This window comes from Mycobacterium shigaense (assembly GCF_002356315.1).
GTDB lineage: Bacteria > Actinomycetota > Actinomycetes > Mycobacteriales > Mycobacteriaceae > Mycobacterium > Mycobacterium shigaense.
The window spans coordinates 5,085,570-5,107,440 of record NZ_AP018164.1 but is presented as its reverse complement, the minus strand read 5'-3'; the positions used below and the strand labels follow the sequence as shown (position 1 = coordinate 5,107,440).

Genomic DNA, 21,871 nt, shown 5'->3' with positions numbered 1-21,871 from the left:
GTAGTGACGGATACCGTGCCGGCTTCTGGGCAAGCACCCGTTGTTCACAGCACCGCCGAGAAGCTGGCCGAGCTCCGCGCTCGCCTGGAACTCGCCAAGGAGCCCGGCGGCGAGAAAGCGGCCGCTAAGCGCGACGCGAAGGGCATCCCCAGCGCCCGGTCCCGCGTCCACGCGCTGGTCGATCCGGGCACCTTCCTCGAGGTCGGGGCGCTGGCCAAAACCCCGAACGACCCCAACGCGCTCTACGGCGACGGGTGCATCACCGGCCACGCCTTGATCGACGGCCGCCCGGTCGGGGTGTTCTCGCACGACCAGACCGTCTTCCAGGGCACTGTCGGCGAGATGTTCGGCCGCAAGGTCGCACGGCTGATGGAGTGGTGCGCGATGGTCGGGTGCCCCATCATCGGCATCCAGGACTCGGGCGGTGCCCGCATCCAGGACGCGGTCACCTCGCTGGCGTGGTACGCCGAGCTGGGCCGCCGCCACGAGGCGCTGTCCGGGCTGGTGCCGCAGATCTCCCTGATCTTCGGCAAATGCGCTGGGGGAGCGGTGTATTCGCCGATCCAGGACGATCTGCTCGTCTCGGTGCGCGACCAGGGCTACTTCTTCGTCACCGGACCCGACGTGATCCGGGAGGTCACGGGTGAGGACGTCACCCTCGACGAGCTCGGTGGCTCCGACGCGCAGGCCCGCTACGGCAACATCCATCAGGTGGTGGACTCCGAGGCCGAGGCGTTCCAGTACGTGCGGGACTTCCTGTCCTTCCTGCCGTCCAGCTGCTTCGCCGCCCCGCCGATCATCAATCCGGGGCTGGAGCCGGAGATCACGCCGACCGATCTGGAGCTCGACGCGATCGTGCCGGACTCCGACAACGCGGCCTACGACATGCACGAGATCCTGTTGCGCATCTTCGACGATGGCGACTTCCTCGAGGTCGCCGCGCAGCACGGACCGGCCATCATCACCGGGTACGCCCGGGTCGACGGGCGCCCGGTCGGCGTGGTGGCCAACCAGCCCATGTACTTGGCCGGGTCGATCGACAACGAGGCCTCCGACAAGGCCGCCCGCTTCATCCGGTTCTGCGATGCCTTCGAGATCCCGCTGGTGTTCGTGGTGGATACCCCGGGGTTCCTGCCCGGGGCCGAGCAGGAGCGCAACGGCATCATCAAGCGCGGCGGGCGATTCCTGTACGCGGTGGTCGAAGCCGATGTGCCCAAGGTGACGATCACCATCCGCAAGTCCTACGGCGGCGCCTACGCCGTGATGGGATCGCGGCAGTTGACGGCGGACTTCAACTTCGCCTGGCCGACCGCGCGCATCGCGGTAATCGGCGCCGAGGGCGCGGCCCAGCTGTTAATGAAGCGGTTCCCGGATCCGACGACGCCCGAGGCGCAGCAGATCAAGAAGGACTTCATCGAGGGCTACAACCTGAACATGGCGATCCCGTGGACCGCCGCCGAGCGCGGGTTCATCGACGCGGTCATCGACCCGCACGAAACTCGGCTGCTGATCCGTAAGTCGCTGAAGTTGTTGCGCGACAAGCAGTTATGGTTCCGCGTGGCGCGCAAGCACGGGCTGATCCCCGTCTAGACGGGCACTACTTCCGCAGGGTGAACTGGTTGAGGTCGGTGTAGCCCTTGCGGAAGAGGTTCGCGCAACCGGTCAGGTACTTCATGTACATGTCGTAGATCTTTTCGGACTGGATCTCGATGGCCTCGGCCTTGTGCGCCTGCAGGCCCGCGGCCCACACGTCCAGCGTCTTGGCGTAATGCCGCTGCAGCGATTGGCGGCGCTTCAGCTTGAACCCGGCCTTCGCCGAGAACTGCTGCACCATGTCGATGGTCGGCAGGTAGCCGCCGGGGAAGATCTCGGTTTTCATGAAGTCGCTGAATTCGACGATCGCGGGAGTGAGCGGCAAGCCGGACTCGATGATCTCCTTCTCCGACAGGACGGTGATCGTGTGCAGCAGCATCGTGCCGCCCTTCGGCAACAGCTCGTACGTTCGTTCGAAGAAGGCGTCGTAGCGGTCGTAGCCGACGTGTTCGAACGGGCCGATCGCGACGATCCGGTCCACCGGGTCGTGAAACCGCTCCCAGCCCTCCAGCAGCACCCGCTTGGACCGTGGGCTGTCCGAGGCGGCGAACAGCTGCTCGACGTGGGCGACCTGGTTCTTGGACAGCGTGATGCCGACGACGTTGACGTCATATTTCTCGATGGCCCGCATCATCGCCGCGCCCCAGCCGCAGCCGAGGTCCAGCAGCGTCATGCCCGGCTGCAAGCCCAGCTTGCTCAGCGACAGGTCGATCTTGGCGATCTGCGCCTGTTCTAGGGTCATGTCCTCGCCGCCTAGCCAGTAGGCGCACGTGTACATCTGGGTGGGGTCGAGGAACAGGCGGAAGAAGTCGTCGGAGAGGTCGTAGTGCGCCTGCACGTCCTCGAAATGCGGCGTCAGCTCATCGGTCATCGTCGTGTTGCCTTTCTCTGGACGACACCCGGCATCACTCTAAGACGAATGCGATACGAGCGCTTGACCAAAGCGCCAAGCTCACGGGGACGTCAGCGCCTGAGTGCCCAGAATGATTGCGAGAGCGAGGCGCTCGGCGTCGTCGGTATCGGGTTCGGCGGTGTAGATCATGATGCGAATGTCGTCGGCAGCGACGATGAGGGTGTCGCAGTCCAGCGTGAGGCGGCCGACGACGGGATGATCGTCAGCTTGCGGCGCCCGAAGTCCTGGCGTGGCTGCGCGACGCCAAGACTTCCAAAGCTCGACAAACCGCGAGCTGTGCGCGGAAAGGTCACCGATCAGCTGTTTCAGCCGCTGATCGGCGGGATACCTGGCGGCCGTGAGGCGCAGGTCCGCAACGAGCCCAGCCTCAAACGCCGCGTGCTCGTCGGGGGTGTGCACGGCGTGCGTGCCCGGGCTGACGAGGTTGCGCCACAGGCTGTTTCGCGCGTTTCCGCGCCAGGACGTGGTTGGTCCCATCAGCGCGTCGTAGGGGGCGTTGGCAACGAGCAGTGTCCAGCTGGCGTCGAATACCGCGACGGGCGTGTGCGCGTGTCGATCAAGCAGGCGTTGCACGCTCGGCGTGATGCGCGACGAGACGACGTCGAGTCCGGGGTGGTGTGCCCGGCCAGTCGGAACGACAGCTCACGCTCTCCGTCGGCGACCCGCAACGCGCGGGTGAGCGCCTCCACGGCCTGTACCGACGGTCAGGTGGCCCGGCCCTGTTCGAGTCGGGTCAGGTAGTCCACGGAGATACCGGCCAGTGCGGCAAGCTCTTCGCGACGCAGCCCGGCGGGGCGCCGGCGCCGGCCAACCGGCACGCCGGCCGCCGCGGGTGCCACGCGGTCGCGCCAGTGCCGGACCGTACGCCCGAACTCCCACGAATCCAGCTCTTTACTGTGCATGACGCGAGCCGCGAGAGAAACGCCTTGTCCTTGGCACGGACAGTCCTACGAAAACCCGACGACTCCCTGACCGTCGGCGTCGGGCCGAGACTGCAACCATGAATTCGATCGCATCAGGCAGCGTGTTGATCACCGCGCGTGGTCAAACCATTCGCAAACGATCGTCTTCGTGAAGTACGGCTGTGGGAGGCCACGGCCGAGCTGCTTGGGTCCGCCAGAACCTAGGGCACCAGCGCCCCGTCCACCAGCTCATCGAATCGGTCCAGTGCCTCGTCGGAGTCGGCGTCGATGCCGCGCAGCGGCCCACGCTCGGCGAGGTGGCGCTGCGCGTAGAGGCGCGCGACGAGCGCCTTGCGCTGACCCCCGCGCTCGGCGCGCTCCCAGGCGGCCTGCTCGGTCAGCAATGCGCCCGCGTAGACGTCGCCCATGAATTGCGCCAACGGAAACAACCGGGCCTCGGCGACGGCTCCGTCGAGTTTCGTCCAGGCCGTGATCGCGGCGTCCAAGCCCTCGATGCGGCGGGCCACCAGCGCGGTGGTCTGCCCGCCATCCCCGGTGTCGTCTGACACCGACACCGCGTCGTGCATCCGCGCCAGCAGTATCTCGTGCGCCCGGGTTTTCTCGATGCCGCGCCGCACGTCCAGGCACAGGATGTTGTCTGGCCCTTCCCAGATCGTGTTGACCTGCGCGTCGCGCAAAAGCCTTGCTACCGGCCAGGTTTCGATGTAGCCGTTGCCGCCATGGATCTCGATGGCGTCCGACGCGGCGGTGATGCCCAGCCGGCAGACTCGCAGCTTGGTGACCGGCACGGCGATGCGCTGCCGCAGGCTCCGCGGCTGGCGGTGGTTGGCGGCGCCGGTGCCGTCGAAAACCATTGCCTGCGCCGCCTCCACGTCGACGATCAGCTCGGCCAGCTTGCGGCGCATCAGCGGCTTGTCGACCAGTGCCCCGCCGAACGCGTGCCGTTGCCGCGCGTAACACAGCGACTCGACCAGCGCGCGCCGCGCGTTGCCGAGGGCGAACAAGGCGATCCCCAGGCGGGCGGCGTTGGTCAGCTCCATCATCCGGCCCAGCCCCTTGCCGTCGGACGGCCCGCTTTGGGCGTCGGGGCCGCTCGGCGCGCCGGACAGCAGAAACGCCTCGGCGTCGACGAACTCGACCTCCCCGGAGGCGACCGATCGGGTGCCGAGCTTGTCCTTGAGCCGGCGCACCCGCACCCCGTTGCGCGAGCCGTCGCGGCGGGTGCGCAGCACCAGGAAATTAGCGACGCCGCGCGAAGAGTCCGAGGCGCCTTCGGGTTTGGCGAGAACGACAAATGCCTCCCCGGCGCAGTTCGACGCGAACCACTTGAAGCCGTTCAGCAGCCATGCGTCCCCGGCGCGGGTTGCGGTCGTCTCGAGTGCTCCCAGGTCGGAGCCGCCGGTGCGTTCGGTCAGCAGCTGCGCCGTCTCGCCGGCCCATTCGCCGGAGTCGAACTTGGCCAGCACGTGCTCGCGCACATCGGCGGGCGCGTACGCGGCTACCAGCGACTGGACCATGCCGCCGCCGGTGCCAAGCGCGCAGCCCATCCCGATGTCGGCCTGATCGAGTAGATAGTTCGACGCGAACAACGCCAGCCCCGAGCTCACTTTCGCCGCCCGCGCGTCGGCGCGCAGCGCCTGCTGAGCCTCCAGGATGGCGCTCTTGGACTGCGTGAAGGACGGGGGCATGACGACCTGGCTGATGTCGTGTCCCCACCGGTCGTAGCGCTCCAGGCGTGGCGGGTTGCGGTCGGCCTCGTCGGCCCAGCGCGCGACCGGGCCGCCCATCAGCGCGCCGATGCTCGCCAAATGTGGCTCCACGACCGCTAATTCGTCGGGCCGCAAATAGTAGGCCATGGTGAACTGCAGGGTGGGATCGCTGCTGTACCAATTGAGGCCCACCGCGCCGCGATAGTTGTCGGTCCGGTAGCGCTGCGCCTTTTCCGTGGTGCAGAAGGGCAATCGGTCCACGGCCTCCGCGTCATAGTCGGTCATGACGCGACGGTATTACACCTGCGACTCTGCGTGAAGGCACTCATGCGGTGGCGCGCAGGGCGCGCCGCCGGCGCCGCGGCGGGGTACCTGGCCGGTCGCCGGTGCCGGGCTGGCTGGCCAGCGCGCCCGGGTCGACTATCAGGATGCTCTTGTCGTCAACGCTGATCCACCCGCGGGTGGTGAAATCGCGAAGCGCCTTGTTGACCGACGCTCGGTCGGCTCCGACAAGTTGCGCCAACTCGTCTTGGGTGAGCTCATGTGTCAGCCGCAGGGCGGCGCCCTCGCGGACACCGAATCGCCCTGCCAGCGAAAGCAACTGTCTGGCAACGCGGCTGGCGACATCGCAAGAGACGAGTTCGACCCACTCGTCCTCCGTGGTGCGTAGCCGCCCGGCCAGCACCTGCAGCAACTGTTCTGCGATCACCGGCCGGCGCATCATCCAGCCTCGCAGCGCCGCGCGGTCCAACCACAGCACGCGAACGTCGGTGATCGCGGTGGCGGTGCAGCTGCGCGGGCCGGGATCGAACACCGCCAGCTCGCCGAAGATGTCCGATGGCCCCAGAATGGCGCGAAGATTCGTGCGTCCGCCGGGGCCGCGCAGACTGATCTTGACCGTGCCCGAAACGATGATGTAGACCCGGTCACCGGGATCACCCTGGGCGAAAATCTGCCGCTTGGACGCGAATTGGGTCGGATTCAACTGCTCGAGGAGTTCGGCCGTGGTGGCGGCGTCGATCCGATGCAACAGACTCCCCTTGGCGATGGTCTGGTCCGGGGAGCCCACGCCCGCGACGGGTGCAACGCCCTGCCCGCCGGACCCGGTGGTCATGCCCGCTCCGCTGCCGAGCCGGTGAAGAATCCTAAGCGGAAGTTGCCGATTTGAATCTCGTCGCCGTCGGCCAGCGTCGCCGCATCGACGGGTTCACGGTTGACGTAGGTGTTGTTCAGGCTGCCGAGGTCGACCACCTGGAATTTGCCTTGCTCCCTTCGGAATTCGGCGTGCCTGCGGCTGACGGTGATGTCGTCGAGAAAGATATCGCTGGCGGGATGGCGGCCCGCCGAAACGATGGGCTTATCCAACCGGAACTGAGATCCGGCGTTGGGGCCCCGCTTCACCACCAGCACGGCGGACCCGGCAGCCAGAGTTCCCATTTCGTCCACCGCCGCTTGCGCGACAGCAATCGATGTGTCGAACACGCCGTCGACCCGGGGATGTGACTGAGCGGGCAGCGCCCCGGTCTTGACGTCGAGGGTTGCCTCTCGTCGGCGCGGGGTGTGCTGTCCGGCCTCGCTGGCTGCCGTCATGTCGATGCCGTGGCGTGCTTACGCGGCGCGCGGCAGGTCCGGAGTCGCCGCGGTCCGGTGCGGTGCCGGCCGACCGGACGCGGGGAGCCAACCGACGTAGCTCAGATACAGTCCGATCAGGGCGAATGCGATACAAATTGCGACCCACCACCCCTGCGCGGCGAGCATGCTGCTGGCCGCCGAGGCGAAGACCTTGGGGAATGCCAGCAGGAGCAGGCCACGCAGCGTGATGAGCCAACCGAGCGCGGAAACGATGATCGCCGCGGTGCCTCGCCAGTGTTGATGGCCGGCGACGACGATGAGGCCGCAGATCAGGGCAAAGGCGCCCGCTACCCAGGACCACAGCGAACTGGCCTCGAAGTCGGAAACGACGGGCCGCATGTCCGAGGCACGGGCCACGGCCGTGATATCGACGATCACGAGGAAAGGGCCGAGCACGCGTGCGAACGCGCGGGTAGTGGCCTCGGGTAATACCGAAGCATTCATAGTCGTGCCTCCGTCGAATACCGTGCTGTCAGACTTCCCTGATCAGACCATTCGGCTCAAGCGGGGCAATAGGGACCGAAGTCCCTGGATTCAGACCGGGGCCACGAATTCGGAGGTGTAGAACTCGGCCGGATTTTGCGAGTGCGGGTTGCCGCGCTCGACGATCACCCAAACGCCGGTCGTGCCCGGCCCGATGCCCTCGGTGACGGTCACCGTTCCGTTGCCGGCCCCGTCGAGGTCGAGCCTGCCGAACACAGTGCCCGGGTCGCCGGGTCCGCAGGTCGCCGCCGCCGGGCGGGGCACCTGGATCAGGCCGACGTCGAAGTGGGTGCCGGGGTCGGGGCCGTCGGACAGATGCACCTCGGCACTGGCGGTCGAACCGGAGCGACGGATGATCGCCGTACCGGTGCCCAGGCCGGTCCGCGGCACTCCGGGGTCCGTGCTGACCAGGCTGAAATCGCAGCGCCGCAGGTCGCTGTCCAGCACGACGACGGTGCTGGATTCGGCCGCTGCTCTGGGGATTTCGCAGTTGATCGCCGGGATCATCGCCGCGGTGAGCGCCGCGCCGCATGCGCCCGCGCGTGCCAAGGTGTGCATGGGATGACCTTCCTGCGCCGTGTGTAAGCCGCATCACAGCCAGTTAGGTATTGACCGGTATTCGCCCGAAATAAACCGGTCGCGAGGAATTACTTCAGCGTCAATAAAAGCGGCTATTCGATGGCCGCCGAATTGCGGAATTCCGCCGAATCGGATTGCGCAATGAGCGCACCGACAATTAAGGCTTGATGCGGATCTGCCCCGGTGACCACCAGCCGGTGCGGGTCGCGGTGCCCAGGTCGAGTTCGGCCGGCCGCGCATCGGCGATCGTCTCGAATTTACGTAGCGACCCCCAGTCGCGGCCCCAGTCATGCGACAGATAGGTCGACATCACGTGGGCCCGTAGCAACAGGTCGGTGATGCCGAGCAGGCCGCCGTTGACGCCGTCCTGCCAGGTGTCGGTGTCCTGCTTCTTGGCGTTGTAGTCGGGGGTGATGCGAAAGTTCGGGATGTCGGTGACGCCATTGACGTGCAGCATCGGCTGCTGGCACGGGAATGCCAGGCCGACCGCCCAGTCCATCAGGACCGGCTGTTTGGAGCCGACGTACTCCTGCAGCGACCGCAGCTCCGGTACCCGCGGCGGGGTCACCGCGATCCAGTCGTCCGCCGTCAGGGACAGGTCCTCGGCGACCACCCGTACCGCGACCGCGTCGGCGGGAATCTGCGAGCGCGGGTAGCGCAGGTTCCGCCACACCTTGGGCTGCTCCCCGTACAGGTCGTAGGGCACGATGCGGCCGGCCGGCAGCACCGCGTCGCCGGGACCGGGCCGCCCGTATTCCAGTTCGACGGTCTGCCCGCTGGTGTGGTGGTGCAGGATGCTGTTGCCGGCGATGGTGCCCGCAGCCGTCACTACCACCAGGGGATGCCCCGCGTCGGGCTTCGGCAGCTGATACCACGCGGAGGTCAGCCTGCTCTGTTGCTGCGGACCGGTCGTGTAGCTGCCCGCCACCGGGACCCGGTTGGGGTCGAGACCATAGGGCAGCGGCAGCAGCGAGCCGTTGATGCCCGGCGTGGTCAGCTTCGTCGGGCCGTACCAGTCGTAGTCGGTGCCGGGCTGGGGCACCGCCGTCTCCCGGACCGCTTCGGCCAGGGTCCGGTCCGGAATACCGTTGGGGCTGAAGCCTGTTGGGTTGACGCCGCCCAGCGGGCCCAAGGGGCTCCACGGACCCGGGTTGCCCAGTAGGGGCGGCATGAACCCGGCGTTGCTGTCCGGCTCGACGAGCACGTCGTCGGCCAGGCCGCAGCCTCCGCTGAACTCGCGCAGGTTGTCCCAGGCGTTGGAGTAGGTGGGGTACTGGCGCACGATTCCGGCCACCATCGACCCGATGAACACCAGTGCCATGAATCCGGCCGCGACCGGGACTGGCGCCGCCGTGAGTGCCCGCGCGAGCCGGCCCTCGCCGTGGTCGCGCGACGCGAAATGCAGATAGGCGGCGTAGCCGGCAACAATCGCGAAGAGCGCGAAAAAGATTGCGCTGATGGTGATTCCGCCGATCTTCGGCATCGAGCTGTTGAACGGCACGCCGTAGCTGGACACGTACCACCAACCGTTGGTGGTGGCGAAGCACAGCGCCAGCACGAACAACACCGCCGCCAGGAACGCCATCCGGTTGCGGGACCAGCCGAGTACCTTCGGCGATACCAGCACCGTCGTCAGCGCGGCCATCGCCGCGCCCACCGCGGCGAACAGCCCGAAGTGATGCACCCACTTGGTGGGAGTGAACATCAGGAAGAACATGGTGCCGAAGATGACGCCCATCAGCCGCCACGCCGGTCCGCGGGCGACGCCCGGAACTCGCGTGCGGCGCAACATGATGAACACCGCGGTGAACAGGCACAGCGCGGTGATCAAAAAGCCGAACCGGCGCGACAGCGAGCCGTCGACCGTCGGCAGGATCAGGTAGTAGTAGCGCAGGTTCTCGGTGTACCAGGCCTGGCTCGGTCCGATATCGGTGCGAATCCTGGTGGCTTCCAACACCGTTGACAGTGTCTGGTCGGCGAACACCACGGTGAGGATGACGAAACCGGCGGCCAGCATCGGGGCCACCAGCGGCCACGTTCCGACCAGGCGATGCCGCTTGACCAGGATCCGCAGGATCGGTCGGCCACCGGCGATCAGTGCGGCCACCGCGATCAGCCCGGTGGGTTGTACGCCCAGGGTGAAGGCCGCGGTCACCACCGCCAACGCCGCCGGAGTCAGCCGGCTGTACCGCATGGACCGCTCGATGAGCACATAGGTGACCAGCGAACCGAGCGCGATGATGCCCTCGGGCCGCAGACCGTTGTTGAACGGCATCCAGGCGGTCAGCAACACCAGGCCCGCGGCCCAGTTGGCCGCCCTGCTGCCCGTGACACCCGGCCCGAGCCGGGGAAGCACCTCGCGTGACAGCAGCAGCCAGCACAGCAGCCCGGCAACCAGATCGGGCAGCCGGATCCACAGGCTGGCGTCGCTGACGTGGGTCATCAGCGCCAACAGGTTGTAGTACCAGCCGAACGGGTCCTCCGGGCCGCCGAACCAGCGGAAGTAGTTCGACATGTAGCCGGCGCGGTCGGCGACACGGGCCATGCCCAGGATGTAGCCGTCGTCGGAGGAGTTCGCACCGATCACATGCCACAGCACGAACCCGAAAATCACGGTGGCGTCGGTGAGGGTGAACTTCTTCCAGCGCGTCGGGATCCAGCGGTGCATCCGGCGGCCGTCGAGCTGGTCCAGTCGCCACAACGCGACCAGTGAGGCGATGGTGGACGCGATGGCGCCCACCATCGCCAGCAGCTTCAATGTGGTTGGCGTGGTGGAGAACCGGGTGTCGATGGTGGCCGAGAATTTCAGCCCCGGCGGCGTCGGCCCGGTCAGGTCGGTGAAGACCCCGACGATCTGCGGCCGCAGGTTGGGGTCGGCGAAACCGCCGCCGAGCGGCTTGCCCGCCGGGTCGGTCAGGCCGACGAAGGTGGCGAAAGTGCCTGCCCGCGTGGAGGTTATGTCGATGTGCTGGCACTGCGCGGAGTCCGCCTGCTCGCGCGACACGCTCGCGATCACCACGTTGCGGTCGGTGACGTCGACGCGTTTGCTGCTCGCCACGACGAACAAGGCGTTCAGCGCGGCATCCTTGCCCTTCTTGGGCGCCGTGCTCAGCACGACCCCGCCGTCGGCCGGCAGACCGCGCACCGCCGCGCACGGCACGCTGGCCGTCACGTCGACGGGGCTCAACGAAATGAGTGGCGCGGTAACGCTGTTCAGCTGGCCGTTCTGCGGCCAGTTCAGCAGCGCGGTCGTCTGCACCACCGGCAGCAGGGGGGTCGCCACGGACAAGACGAAGCCGATCAGCCCGGCGACCGTGGCGACCCACCGGGTGACGCGCACGTCGTCGCGGGCGCGGGCGGCGGCCGGTTGTTCTTGGCCGATGACGCTCACGGCAGTGCCCGAATCGGTCCCTGCCGGCTCCAGCCGTACACGGTCATCACACCCTGTTCGATGACGGCATTGGGCGCCTGGTCACTCGGCACCAATGGGTAATACTGCTCGACGGATCCCCAATCGCGATACCAGTCGCCGCGCAGGTAGGTCGAGATCGTCGACGTCCGCAACATCGTCTGCGTGAACAGGAACGGCCCGCCGGTCTCGCTGGCCTCCCACCCGTTCGACGACGCCGCCGTCTGCTTGTGGTCGGGCAGGATGCGATACCTCGGAAGTTCCGCAACCCCAAGGTGTTCGGCGAACGGCCGCTGGCACGGGAAGTTCGCGGCGGTCGCGATGTCCATCAGCACAGGCGTCTGCGAACCCAGCACCTGTTGCAGCGTCTGCAGCACCGGCACGCGCGGCGGCGTGAACGCGAACCACTGATCGTCACTGAGGTTCGGGTCGTAGGCGACGATGCGTGCCACATTGGCCTCCGGTGGCGCCCAGGTCAGCGGGAACCGCAGGTTGCGCCACGCCGGCTCCGGACCGATGTCGATGGGCTGCACCTCCCCGAGCGGCTGGGTGGCCCCGTCGGGCCGGTCCACGTCGCGGTGGCCCCACTGCAGCTTCAGCGACTGCCCGTAGGTGAAGGTGCCGTCCTCCTTGTACGACCAGATCGCGCCTGCCGCCGAGACCACGACGAGCGGGTGGTCCGGCGTCCGGGGCGGCAGTTGGTACCAGGACGAGGTGGCGGTGGCCGCCAGCGAATTCTCGCCGTAACTGCCCATCACCGGGGTCCGGGCCGGGTCGAGGCCGAACGGCAGCGCGATCGTCGAGCCGTTCACCCCGACCGGGCCCTTGCCGCCGGCCGTGCCCGCGGAGTCGGTCATGGAGGCGTTGGGCTTGTTGGGCGACGCGTCGGAGTTCACCACGCCGGGTTTGGTCACCACCGGGTAGGACCTCAGGTCCATGCCCACCCCGTCGGGTTTGAACCCGACCGGATTGATCCCGCCGAGCGGACCGTCGGGGCCGAAGCTTTGCCCCGGCACCGGCTGCAGCAGGCCGGCATTGGGGTCGGGCTCGGCCAGCACGTCGTCGGCCATCGCGCAGCTGGCCGGCGACAGCCCGGAGCTCAGCGCGGCCAGGTTCGCCTTGGCGGTGGTGTAGAGCGGGTAGCGGAACACCGCGCCCTTGGCCAGGGAGCCGACCTCGCCGAGCACCATGATCGTCGCGACCACCAGCAGCGGGGTGGAGGCCAGGACGCGGTTGCGCCGGCTGTCGGTGACCTCGGTGTGCCCCGAGTAGTCCATCCGGAAGTGCTGCCAGGCGCCCAGCAGACCGGTCGCGATCGACAGCGCCAGGAACATCGACGTCACCGGGTGGCTGGCGACGACGGGCTCGATGTCGTACCACGGCACGCCGTAGTTGCCGACGTAGAACCACCCGTTGACGCCCGACGTCGCCCACGCCAGCACGAACAGCAGCGCGGTCACATACAGCGTCAGGTTGCGGCGGCTGTGCAGCCCGATGCGGGCGTAGGCGAATGCGGTGACCGCGCCGAGCGCGCCGGCCAGGCCCGCGAACGCGCCGAACTGCACGGCCCACTTCGTCGGGGTGAAGTGCAACAGCAGCAGGCCGATGGCGGTGGTGCCGATCAGCCGCCATACCGGGCCGCTGGCCAGCCCCTGCAGCCGCCCGCGTCGCAGCAGCGCCACCAGGACGCCGAACAGGCAGAGCAACAGCACCAGCACGGCGAACCGGCGGGTCATGGACCCGTCGGCGTTGGATTCGACCGTGAGGAAGTAGTACCGCAGGAAGTCCTGGTACCACGCGATCGTCGGGCCCACCTTGTACTTGATCCGGGACGATTCGGCGACCGTCGCCAGGGTTTGGCTGCGGAACACCACCACGAGGATCAGCGACAACGACGCTGCCAGGACGGTCAGCGGCGCCAACAACCCGTCGGTCTGCCGCCGGCGCCGGATCGTGGCGGCGATGGCTCGGGCGCCGGTCAGCAGCGCGCCGACGGCGATCAACCCCTGGGGCGCCAGCGTCACCGTCAGCATCGCCACCACGATGGCGATCGCGGCCGGGGCCAGTCGCGCCAGTGCGATCGAGCGTTCCACCAGCACCCAGGTGATCAGCACGCCGAGCGCGATCAGCGGCTCGGGCCGCAGGCCGTTGTTGAAGGGCAGCCAGGCCGCCAGGAACACCGCACCGGCGGTGAAGATCGCCACCCGGTTGACGGCCAGGCCGCCCTTGCCGGGGCCCAGGCGCCGCAGCATGCAGTGGCTGATGATCAGCCAGCAGCCGATCCCGGCCAGCAGGGCCGGCAGCCGCATCCACACCCCGGCGGTGCTCACGCCCGCCAGCTTGGCCAGCACCGCGAAGTACCAGTCGAACGGCGCTTCGGTGGTCCCGAAGTAGCGGTAGTAGTTGGCGACATAACCGGCCTTCGGCGCGACCCGGGCGATCGTCATGTTGTACCCGTCGTCCGACGAGGTGGCGCCGATGACGTGCCACAGCAGCAGGGTGCCGATCACCAGCGCGTCGGTGATCAAGGTCGTCGCGCTGATCCGCCACCGGCCGCGGCCGTGCCGAGGGCGATACCGGGACAGCCAGCCGACCGGAGAGCGCCAGTCGACCAGGGTGGCGCCGCGGCTATGCCGATCCAGCACCGCCAGCGCCAAGATCGCGACCAGCACCGACAGCACGCCGATGGTCATCCCCAGCTTCTTCAGCGTGGTGGGCGCCAGGATGAATCGGGTGTCGACGTCGACGCGGGCCGACAGGCCCGGCTGCGTGGGCACCTTCAGGTCGGTGAAGATCCCGCCGACCTGCGGCTTCTTCTCGGCGGGCAGCACGCCGGAGGCCCCCGGTATGCCGACGAAGTCCGCGCCCACCGCGCCCGCGCCGGCCCAGACGTGCAGCACGCTGCAGCCGCCGGCGGCGATCGCCGAGCGCTGCGCCACGGTGGCCACGGTGTCCCGGAATGCGACGACGACGACGTCCTTGTCGGCGCGGACGAACAGCCCGTTCTTGCCCGGGTCCACGCCGCCGGTCGGCAGCGTGGAGACGACCAGGCCGCCGCTGGCCGGCAGGGTGGCGATCGCCGGGCACGGAACGGAGATGTCCAGCGCCCGCGGCGCCCCAGACACCAGCGGAGCGGTGATCTGGCTGACGTGGCCGTCCACGGTGCCCTGCGGCCACAGCACGGTGGCCGTGGTCTGCCGCACGGGCAGCAGCGGAACGAGGATGCAGAGCAGCAGGCCCACGCTTCCCGCGACGAGGGCGACCATCCGCGGCAACCGCTGCGATCGCTCGCTTCCGTCGTGGGGCACGGGGTTCGATGGTAAGCGACGGGGCTGAGCGCGCTTCGGACGCGGGGCCGTCGGCTCGCGACCTCGGCGTCTCGTAACGTTTTTCGTCCGGGCGCGAAAACTCCCTCAAAGCAGCGCAATCCTTTTGCGCGCCGTGCGCGACGAGCGGAGGCCAGCGGTGAGCGCATCGATGGAGAGCCGGCCCGAGGGGGGCGTCGTCAGTCTTCTCGACTGGGTGTGCACCAAGCGGTCCAGCGCGCAGGCCGTCAAACTCGAGCAGCTGGTGACCGCCTTGAATGCGATCGTCGCCGAGGGCGCGTTGCCGGCATTCTGAGCGTCCCGGCGGCCTGTCATTGCAGGCGGCTCCCATCTTTGGCGTCCAAAATAGGGTGCGGTGCCCTCGTCGAAGGCCCGCAACGCGGCCGCGAGCACCCCCGGGAGGCTGGCCACCGCTATGAAGACCCCAGGTCTGGGCTTTGGCGTGCTGGGGTCGCTACTGATGACCGCCGACGGGGCCGGGGTGCCGCTGGGCGCGGCGAAGCAGCGGGCGGTGCTGGCGATGCTGTTGATGCGGCGCAACCGGCCGGTGTCGGTGGAGGCGTTGATCGACGCGGTGTGGGACGGCGATCCGGTGCCGGCGGCGCGGACCAGTATCCAGTCCTATGTCTCGACGCTGCGCCGGTTGCTGCGCGACGCCGGGGTTGATCCGAGCGCGGTCCTGGCCAGCGCGCCGCCGGGATATCAGCTCAACGTCGCCGACGCCCAGTGCGACGTCGGCCGGTTCATCGCCGAGAAGGCCGCCGGATTGCAGGCCGCGGCGGCGGGCCGGTTCGAGGAGGCCAGCAGCCGATTGTCGGCCGCGCTGGGCGAATGGCGCGGGCCGGTGCTGGATGACCTGCGCGGCTTCTCCTTCGTCGACGCCTACGCCAACGCGCTCTTGGAGGAGCGGCTGGCGGCCCACACCGCCCGGGCCGAGGCCGAGATCGCCTGTGACCGCCCGGGCGCGGTGATCAGCGAGCTGGAGGTGCTGGTCTCCCGGTATCCGCATCACGAACCGCTGTGGGCGCAGCTGATCACGGCCTACTACGTCACCGAGCGCCAATCGGACGCCCTGCGCGCCTATCGGCGGCTGAAAACGGAGCTGGCCGACGGGCTGGGCATCGACCCCGGACCGACGGTGAGCGCACTGCATGAGCGGATCCTGCGCCAGGAGCCGGTGACGCCCCGGCGGACCCGGCCGGTCGCGCCGACCACGCGGGAGCAAAGCGCCGCGGGGCTCGAGTCGGGTTCGCTCGGGGTCCCGGCGGCCGGCGAATCCATAATCGCCCGGCTGCGCGACGAGGTCGGGCGTCTGTATCGGCTCAACGGCGCGACTACCCGCATCGGGCGGCTCGACGACAACGACATCGTCCTCGACGACGCCGAGGTGAGCCGTCACCACGCTGTAATCGCTGATACCGGAACGTCTTTCGTGATCACCGACCTACGGTCGACCAACGGCGTCAAGGTGCAACGGCGGCGAATTCGCCCCACCGCGGTATTGGCCGACGGCGACCGCATCCGCATCGGCGGCCACGAGTTCCGGTTCGAGATCTGCTCACGCTGAACACGATTGGGCAAACGCAAGAATTTCGCAAGAATTTCTCGACCGTCTGACAAGCGGCCTACGTCAGGCTAGAGGCGTCGGCCAGCGCGACCGGCCCCAGCCGGGGATTCCCTCAGTTGGCACGTCCCCCGGCTTGGGATACCTACGGGCAAGGTAAGGAAATTACGCCATGAATGACAACATCGAAAACGAAACTCGGGCAGCCGCGAAGCCGCAGAAGGTGTCCAAGCTGCGCATCGCGGCCGGTGTCGGGTTGGCCACCATCGGCCTGTCGGTCGCCGGCTCGCTACTGCCGGCCGTCGCCTCCGCGGACCCGTACGTTCCGTGGAGCGGCCCGCTGCACCCGTTCCGGCACTACGCGGCCAACGTCATCGACCCGGCCTGGGCTCTGTCGCATCCCCTGCGCGCGCTGATCCCGTAATACTCACCGCTGCCGCCCCGCTTCCGGATTCGAATCCCTCATCGTCCGGGAGCGGGGCGGTGTCGTCGCCAAAGTGCTTGACGTTTATTGCCTTAACGGCGCTGGGTTCCACAGGCCGCTGCGCGTCGCCGTGCCCAGCTGCAGGCGGGCGGGCTGCGCGTCGGGGTAGTAGGGCGCCAGCCGCTGCAGGCTGCCCCAGTCGCGGGACCAGTCGTCCTTCAGGTAGCTCGCGACGGTCGTCGCCTTCACCAGCAGCTCGGTGACGCCCAGGGGGCCGCCGCCGTTGTTGTCCATCACCGGCGAGTTGGCCTCGGCGCCAAAGCGATCCGGCAGGATGCGCCACTTCGGCGTCTCGTCCACGCCGTTTTGATGGCCGAACGGCCGCTGGCACGGGAAGGCCAGGCCGACCAGCCAATCCAGGAACACCGGGTCCTGCGAGCCCACCACGTCCTGCAGGGTGCGCAGGTGTGGAATGCGCGGCGGCGTCACCGCGATCCAGTGTTGCGGCGCCAGGTCCTCGTCGTCGGCGATCAGCCGCACCTGCGTGGCGGCCTGCGGGATCGCTGACAACGGCAGCCGCAGATTGCGCCAGGCCGGCGAGGCTCCGACGTCGAAGAACTGGAAGGAACCGTCCGGGTGTCCGCCGGCCGCTCCGGCGTCGGTCGCCCACTGCAGCTGGACCTCGCGGGGATCGAAGCGGCCCGCCGCGCTCACCACCAGCAGCGGTCCCGCCTGGTCGCGCGGCGGCAGCCGGTACCAGCCCGACCGCAGCCGGGCGGTCACCTGGATGCCGGAGCGCCAGCTGCCCAGCACCGGCGTGCGGGCCGGATCGAGGTTGTAGGGCAGCTGGGTGTGCGAGCCGTTGATGCCGGGCGCGGCGCTGGTGCCGCCCTCGTTGCCGGCCTGCCCGCCGGTGATCGCGTTGCTGTCGTTGACGAAGGTGCGGTCGCCGGGGCGTTCCATCACCGGGTCGGCGCTGACGTCGGAGGGAACGCCGTTGGGCGTGAACCCTTCCGAGAGCCCGGCGCCCAGCGCCTCACCCGGCGAGCCTGTCACCGGGCTCAGCATGCCGGGGTTGGGGTCCTGCTCCACCAGCACGTCCTCGGCCAGGCCGCAGGTCCGTCCGGCCTTGAAACCAGCAACAGCCTGCAGGTTGGATCGGCCCACCGACCAGGCCGGGTACTGGCCGGTCATCGCCAGGGTCAGCGATATCACCTCGAAGGTCACCAGCGCCCACGCCGCGATTGCCAACGGGGACTGCGCGATTCCGGACACCTGCGCGCCGCGCCGGGTTTTGGGGCTGCCGTTGTCCGGGGAGACGAAATGGAACCATGCCGCGAGCAGCAGTACCACCACCGTCAGCCCCAGCAGCGCGGTGGCAAACGCGTAATGCCACGCGGGGAACGAATTCGACCACGGCACACCGAAATTGGAGACGTACCACCAGCCGTTGACGCTGGCGAACGACAAGGCCGCCAAGAACAGCACCACGGCGGCGAACACGGTCCGGTTGCGTCGCGACCGCATCGCCGCCGACGTCACCGCGACCGCGGCCAGCGCCCCCAGCGAGCCGGCCAGGCCGGCGAAGACGCCGAAGTGATGGGTCCACTTGGTGGGGGTGAACATGATCGCCACGAACGAGATGATGGTGATGCCGACGATGCGGCGGCTCGGGCCGCCCGCGGTGCCCGGAATTCGCCCCTTGCGCAACGACATTGCCACCGTGATGCCCAGCGCGAGCAGCACCGCCAGCACCGCGAAACGCCGCGCGACCGACCCGTCGGGGCTGGCCATGAACAGCCGCTCGTAGCGGATATGTTCGTCGAACCAGCTGAGGCTGGGCCCCACGGCGCGCTTCAGCGCGGTCGCCTGCAACTCGCCAGCCAGGGTCTGGTCGCGGAAGATCAGGATGATGGTGACAGTGCCGGCCGCCGCCAGCGGCGCCAGCAGCGGCAGCGCGCCGAACTGCCGGGACCGGCGATGCAGGATCGTGCGTAGCGGCCCGATCGCCACCAGCAGCGCGCCGATCGACGCGATACCCGTCGGGCCGGAGAACAGCGTCAGCGCGCCGACGATGCAGGCGATCGCGACGGGCAGCAGCCGGCTGGTGGCCACCGCGCGTTCCACCGAGCACCACGTCAGCAGGATGCCCAGCGCGATGATCGGTTCGGGCCGCAGGCCGTTGTCGAGCGGCAACCAGGTCGCGAGGAACATGCCTGCCGCGGTCCACGCCGCGGCCTTGCTGATCTTGACGGCGTGGCCCAGCCGGGGGATGACCTCGCGGCTGATCACCCACCAGCACGTCACCGCCATCACCAGGGTAGGCAGCCGCATCCAGTCGCTGGTGGTGCTGACATGCGCCCACATGGCGAGCAGGTCGTAGTACCAGCCGAACGGCGCCTCGGGCGTGCCGAACCAGCGGTAGTAGTTGGCCATGTAGCCGGCGTGCTCGGACACCCGGGCCATGGTCAGGATGTAGCCGTCGTCGGAGGTGTTGGCGCCGACGAAATGCCACCACACCAGCACGGCCAGGACCAGGGCGTCCAGGCCGCCGATGGACCACCAGCGCGACGGCAGGAAGCGCCGGTGCCGGGTGCCGTCGGCGGTGTCCAGGATGTGCAGCGCCAGGAGCGCGACGGCGGTCAGCACCACCCCGAGGATCATCGCGGCCATCTTCAGCGGGGTGGGGTGACTGCTGTAGCGGGTGTCGATGGTCGCCGAGAAGCTCAGACCCGGCGGCGCCGGTCCGCTCAGGTCGGTGTAGACGCCGACGATCTGCGGCCGGAAGTCGTAGCCGCTTTTCTCACCGCGCAGGGGCGAGCCGGGGTGTTCGGCGTTGGGTCCCTGCGTCAGCCCGACGAATTCGGCGGTCACTTTCTCGGCGTGCGCGGTGAAGGTCAGCCGCTGGCAGGCGCCGCTGAGCACCTGGCTCAGCGGCGCCGAAACCACGGGCACGTTGCGCACCACCAGCACCAGGTCGTCGTTGGCGCGCTGGATCAACAGGCCGCGGTCGACGGCCTTGGGGGCCTGCTTGGGCACCGTCGACAGCAGCACGGTCTTGCCGGACGGCTGCAGCCCGGCCGCGGCCGCGCACGGGACGGTGATGTTCAGGTCGGTCGCCACGTATCCGATCAGCGGGGCGTCGACGCTGGCGAAGGTGCCGTTCTGCGGCCAGTTGAGCTCGGCGGTGGTCTGCTCCACCGGCAGCACCGGGGTGGCGATCGCCAGCAGGGCTCCGAGTAGGCCGGCGATGCTGGCGACGAGTCGAGCGATTCGGTGGTTTGATCCCGTGTCGCTCACGGAGGTAGATGGTAGTTCTTCGGCCAAGCCGGCCAGCGAAGCGTCCGAGGTGTCGGTCGCCATCGCGTCACGCCCCCGGCGTGCGGATTGCCAGAACAAACGGGCCGATGGTGCGGACCACGAAGTGCGGGTCCTCGAACAGGGCCGCGCGCAGATCCACGGTGTAGCGGCGGACGTTGGGCTGGTTGGGGTAGACGTCCTCGGCCAGCCGCAGCGTGTAGTTGCCTCCTGCGCCGTGGCGCATCAGGAAGACGGTCGGCGGCGGCCAGGGCGAGGCGTCCAGCGCGCGGAGGAGTTCGTCGGCCGTCTTGAGCTTGGACCACTTCTTGATCTGGGTGGCCCGCAGGTCGAACTGCGCCAGCGGGTTCGCGTAGTGCGACGTCAGTCCCTGAAAGCCCCAGTAGGGGTAGTAGGACAGGAAGCTGTAGTCGGCGGTGAGCACGACGGTCTGGTCGGGCTGCTTGCCCGTGACGCGCCGGATGGTGTCGTCGATGACGGAGTAGTACTGTTCCGAGCCCGCCGGCCGCCGGTCGCCGCGCTGGCCGTGACCGTCGGTATCGGTGTAGGCGATGGTGAGGTCGGGCCGCAGCACGTCGGGGATGTCCTGGCTGAAGGCGATCGCGGCGGCCAGGCCGATGGCGCCGGCGACCGGGGCGATCGCGCGGCTGCGCGGCTTGAGGGCGGCGGTGGCCTCGACGAAGCCGAACACCCCGGCGGCGACCAGCAGCACCGATAGCGTCGGCTGCAGGCGGAACGACAGCAGCGTGGTGCGCGCCAGCGTGGTCAGCATCGACAGCAGCGACCACAAGTAGACGGCCAGCACGCCGATCGCCAGGCCCGCGGCCCGCACCGAGACGCGGGCCCGGATCACCAGCCACAGCGTGCCCACCAGACAGACCGCGCCCAGCAGCGAGAACTGCAGCATGGGGAAGGTCAGCTCGGCGCCGTCGGCGGGCAGGTAGTGCAGCGCACTGCCGGAGTTGCTGACCGGGTTGTGCAGCGTCCTGACCACGAAGGGCAGGAAGGTGGGCGCCCAGCTGGCCGCGGCGATGACGCCGATGACGGCCAGGCGTCTCAGCGGGTCGAGCGCCGCCCGGACGCCGCCGCCCCGCCACCGGGACACGATCAGAACCAGCGCCATCAGCGCAAAAGTGAACGCGGTGAAGCCGAACAGCAGCGTGTACCAGTTGGCGGTGAAGCCGAGGAACAGCCCGGCGCCGACGACCGCGGCCCACCCGTTTCTCGCCTTGAGCGTGACGCTGTCGTCACGCTCGGCCTCCACCGTGACTGTGTCGTCACGCTGGGCGTTCGGGGACCGGTCGCTTGCCCGCAAGCCCGACCACGCCAGCACCAGCACCGGCGGCAACAGCATCGTGACCATCGCCGAGTACGGCTCCGGCGAGCTGTAGGCCAGCGTCACGGCCGCCGTCGCGGTCGTGACGGTCAGCGCGTACTCGAAGCGGATCATCCGCCACCACAGCACCAGCGCGACGGTGATCGCGATCGTGATCGACGTGATGGCCCACGGCTTGTAGACCTCCCAGGCCGGCGACCCGGTCAGCGCGGCAACACGGCCGCCGATCCAAAACCAGCCCGGGGGATAGAACGGCGGCAAGCCGAGGTAGGTCATGTCGTGCAGCGCGGGGCTGTCGGCGAACCGGGTCAGATATTCGGTGCGGAACTGCTGATCGACCGAGATGCCGAACAGGTAGAGCTTGGTGGCGCCCAGCGGCATGCCGAGCGTCACGACGGAAAACGCGGAGACGAACACCAGCCCCCCCAGCTGGGCCGCCAGCCGGGGGTAGCGGCCGCCGCGCCGCCACAGCCAGCCGACCGCCAACAGTCCGGCCAGGCAGCCGACCTGGCCGACGGTGGTCAGCGCGTGCAGCTGGTTCGACGACGGGAAGGCCGGCCACTGCACGCGCGAGACCGCGGCCAGCGACACCACCGAGACGACGACGGCCACCGCCAGGCCTAGTGCCATCTGGCCGACGGTGGCCAGCGCGTTGCGCATGC

Annotated in this window: 16 protein-coding genes; 4 read left to right on the top strand and 12 right to left on the bottom strand. The window is 68.8% G+C overall.

The window, feature by feature from the left end; all coding sequences use genetic code 11:
* Positions 1 to 15: 15 nt before the first annotated feature.
* Positions 16 to 1,590, top strand: coding sequence for an acyl-CoA carboxylase subunit beta (locus MSG_RS24160; protein ID WP_096444786.1), 1,575 nt, complete (start codon positions 16 to 18; stop codon positions 1,588 to 1,590).
* Between the two features lie 7 nt (positions 1,591 to 1,597).
* Here the strand turns inward: MSG_RS24160 and MSG_RS24155 are convergent, their stop codons facing one another.
* The 10 genes from MSG_RS24155 to MSG_RS24115 all read right to left on the bottom strand — a co-directional run bounded on the left by MSG_RS24155 (position 1,598) and on the right by MSG_RS24115 (position 14,549).
* Entirely contained in the window at positions 1,598 to 2,464 is an 867-nt protein-coding gene (locus tag MSG_RS24155; protein ID WP_096443655.1) for a cyclopropane mycolic acid synthase family methyltransferase, read from the bottom strand.
* An 81-nt stretch (positions 2,465 to 2,545) separates the two neighbouring features.
* Positions 2,546 to 3,079, bottom strand: coding sequence for an MmyB family transcriptional regulator (locus MSG_RS25775; protein WP_232011122.1), 534 nt, complete (start codon positions 3,077 to 3,079; stop codon positions 2,546 to 2,548).
* A gap of 131 nt (positions 3,080 to 3,210) precedes the next feature.
* Positions 3,211 to 3,408, bottom strand: coding sequence for a helix-turn-helix domain-containing protein (locus MSG_RS25770; RefSeq protein WP_232011121.1), 198 nt, complete (start codon positions 3,406 to 3,408; stop codon positions 3,211 to 3,213).
* Between the two features lie 221 nt (positions 3,409 to 3,629).
* Positions 3,630 to 5,423, bottom strand: coding sequence for an acyl-CoA dehydrogenase family protein (locus MSG_RS24145; protein WP_096443653.1), 1,794 nt, complete (start codon positions 5,421 to 5,423; stop codon positions 3,630 to 3,632).
* A 40-nt stretch (positions 5,424 to 5,463) separates the two neighbouring features.
* Positions 5,464 to 6,252 carry a Crp/Fnr family transcriptional regulator gene (locus MSG_RS24140; RefSeq protein WP_096443652.1) on the bottom strand — a complete coding sequence of 263 codons (789 nt, stop codon included), beginning with the start codon at positions 6,250 to 6,252 and terminating at the stop codon, positions 5,464 to 5,466.
* The gene (locus tag MSG_RS24135) at positions 6,249 to 6,728 is read right to left on the bottom strand and encodes an FHA domain-containing protein (protein WP_269458608.1); all 480 of its coding nucleotides are present in this window, start codon (positions 6,726 to 6,728) and stop codon (positions 6,249 to 6,251) included. The genes MSG_RS24140 and MSG_RS24135 overlap by 4 nt, the downstream gene beginning before the upstream one ends.
* Before the next feature lie 18 nt (positions 6,729 to 6,746).
* Positions 6,747 to 7,214, bottom strand: a complete 468-nt coding sequence (locus MSG_RS24130; RefSeq protein ID WP_096443651.1) for a hypothetical protein — start codon at positions 7,212 to 7,214, stop codon at positions 6,747 to 6,749.
* A 90-nt stretch (positions 7,215 to 7,304) separates the two neighbouring features.
* Positions 7,305 to 7,811: a hypothetical protein gene (locus tag MSG_RS24125; RefSeq protein WP_096443649.1), complete on the bottom strand. Its 507-nt coding sequence runs from the start codon at positions 7,809 to 7,811 to the stop codon at positions 7,305 to 7,307.
* A 178-nt stretch (positions 7,812 to 7,989) separates the two neighbouring features.
* Positions 7,990 to 11,223, bottom strand: a complete 3,234-nt coding sequence (locus tag MSG_RS24120) for an arabinosyltransferase domain-containing protein (protein ID WP_096443647.1) — start codon at positions 11,221 to 11,223, stop codon at positions 7,990 to 7,992.
* Positions 11,220 to 14,549, bottom strand: coding sequence for an arabinosyltransferase domain-containing protein (locus tag MSG_RS24115; RefSeq protein ID WP_096443645.1), 3,330 nt, complete (start codon positions 14,547 to 14,549; stop codon positions 11,220 to 11,222). Before MSG_RS24115 ends, MSG_RS24120 begins: the two co-directional genes overlap by 4 nt.
* A gap of 157 nt (positions 14,550 to 14,706) precedes the next feature.
* Between MSG_RS24115 and MSG_RS25270 the strand changes: the two genes are divergently transcribed.
* The 3 genes from MSG_RS25270 to MSG_RS24105 all read left to right on the top strand — a co-directional run bounded on the left by MSG_RS25270 (position 14,707) and on the right by MSG_RS24105 (position 16,555).
* Positions 14,707 to 14,862 carry a hypothetical protein gene (locus MSG_RS25270; RefSeq protein ID WP_162899278.1) on the top strand — a complete coding sequence of 52 codons (156 nt, stop codon included), beginning with the start codon at positions 14,707 to 14,709 and terminating at the stop codon, positions 14,860 to 14,862.
* A gap of 120 nt (positions 14,863 to 14,982) precedes the next feature.
* Positions 14,983 to 16,134, top strand: coding sequence for a BTAD domain-containing putative transcriptional regulator (locus MSG_RS24110; protein ID WP_096443643.1), 1,152 nt, complete (start codon positions 14,983 to 14,985; stop codon positions 16,132 to 16,134).
* 169 nt (positions 16,135 to 16,303) lie between these two features.
* Positions 16,304 to 16,555 carry a hypothetical protein gene (locus MSG_RS24105; protein WP_096443641.1) on the top strand — a complete coding sequence of 84 codons (252 nt, stop codon included), beginning with the start codon at positions 16,304 to 16,306 and terminating at the stop codon, positions 16,553 to 16,555.
* 84 nt (positions 16,556 to 16,639) lie between these two features.
* On the opposite strand, the gene MSG_RS24100 is transcribed toward MSG_RS24105, so the two are convergent.
* Positions 16,640 to 19,918 (bottom strand): arabinosyltransferase domain-containing protein, encoded by a 3,279-nt coding sequence (locus MSG_RS24100; protein ID WP_096443639.1) that lies wholly within the window; start codon positions 19,916 to 19,918, stop codon positions 16,640 to 16,642.
* A gap of 4 nt (positions 19,919 to 19,922) precedes the next feature.
* Positions 19,923 to 21,869: a galactan 5-O-arabinofuranosyltransferase gene (locus MSG_RS24095; protein ID WP_096443637.1), complete on the bottom strand. Its 1,947-nt coding sequence runs from the start codon at positions 21,867 to 21,869 to the stop codon at positions 19,923 to 19,925.
* Between the last annotated feature and the right edge of the window lie 2 nt (positions 21,870 to 21,871).

Coding starts and splice junctions, on each gene's coding strand:
- MSG_RS24155 (WP_096443655.1), bottom strand. CDS start 2,464: ATGACCGATGAGCTGACGCCGCATTTCGAGGACGTGCAGGCGCACTAC.
- MSG_RS25770 (WP_232011121.1), bottom strand. CDS start 3,408: ATGCACAGTAAAGAGCTGGATTCGTGGGAGTTCGGGCGTACGGTCCGG.
- MSG_RS24145 (WP_096443653.1), bottom strand. CDS start 5,423: ATGACCGACTATGACGCGGAGGCCGTGGACCGATTGCCCTTCTGCACC.
- MSG_RS24140 (WP_096443652.1), bottom strand. CDS start 6,252: ATGACCACCGGGTCCGGCGGGCAGGGCGTTGCACCCGTCGCGGGCGTG.
- MSG_RS24135 (WP_269458608.1), bottom strand. CDS start 6,728: ATGACGGCAGCCAGCGAGGCCGGACAGCACACCCCGCGCCGACGAGAG.
- MSG_RS24130 (WP_096443651.1), bottom strand. CDS start 7,214: ATGAATGCTTCGGTATTACCCGAGGCCACTACCCGCGCGTTCGCACGC.
- MSG_RS24125 (WP_096443649.1), bottom strand. CDS start 7,811: ATGCACACCTTGGCACGCGCGGGCGCATGCGGCGCGGCGCTCACCGCG.
- MSG_RS24110 (WP_096443643.1), top strand. CDS start 14,983: ATGAAGACCCCAGGTCTGGGCTTTGGCGTGCTGGGGTCGCTACTGATG.
- MSG_RS24105 (WP_096443641.1), top strand. CDS start 16,304: ATGAATGACAACATCGAAAACGAAACTCGGGCAGCCGCGAAGCCGCAG.
- MSG_RS24100 (WP_096443639.1), bottom strand. CDS start 19,918: ATGGCGACCGACACCTCGGACGCTTCGCTGGCCGGCTTGGCCGAAGAA.
- MSG_RS24095 (WP_096443637.1), bottom strand. CDS start 21,869: ATGCGCAACGCGCTGGCCACCGTCGGCCAGATGGCACTAGGCCTGGCG.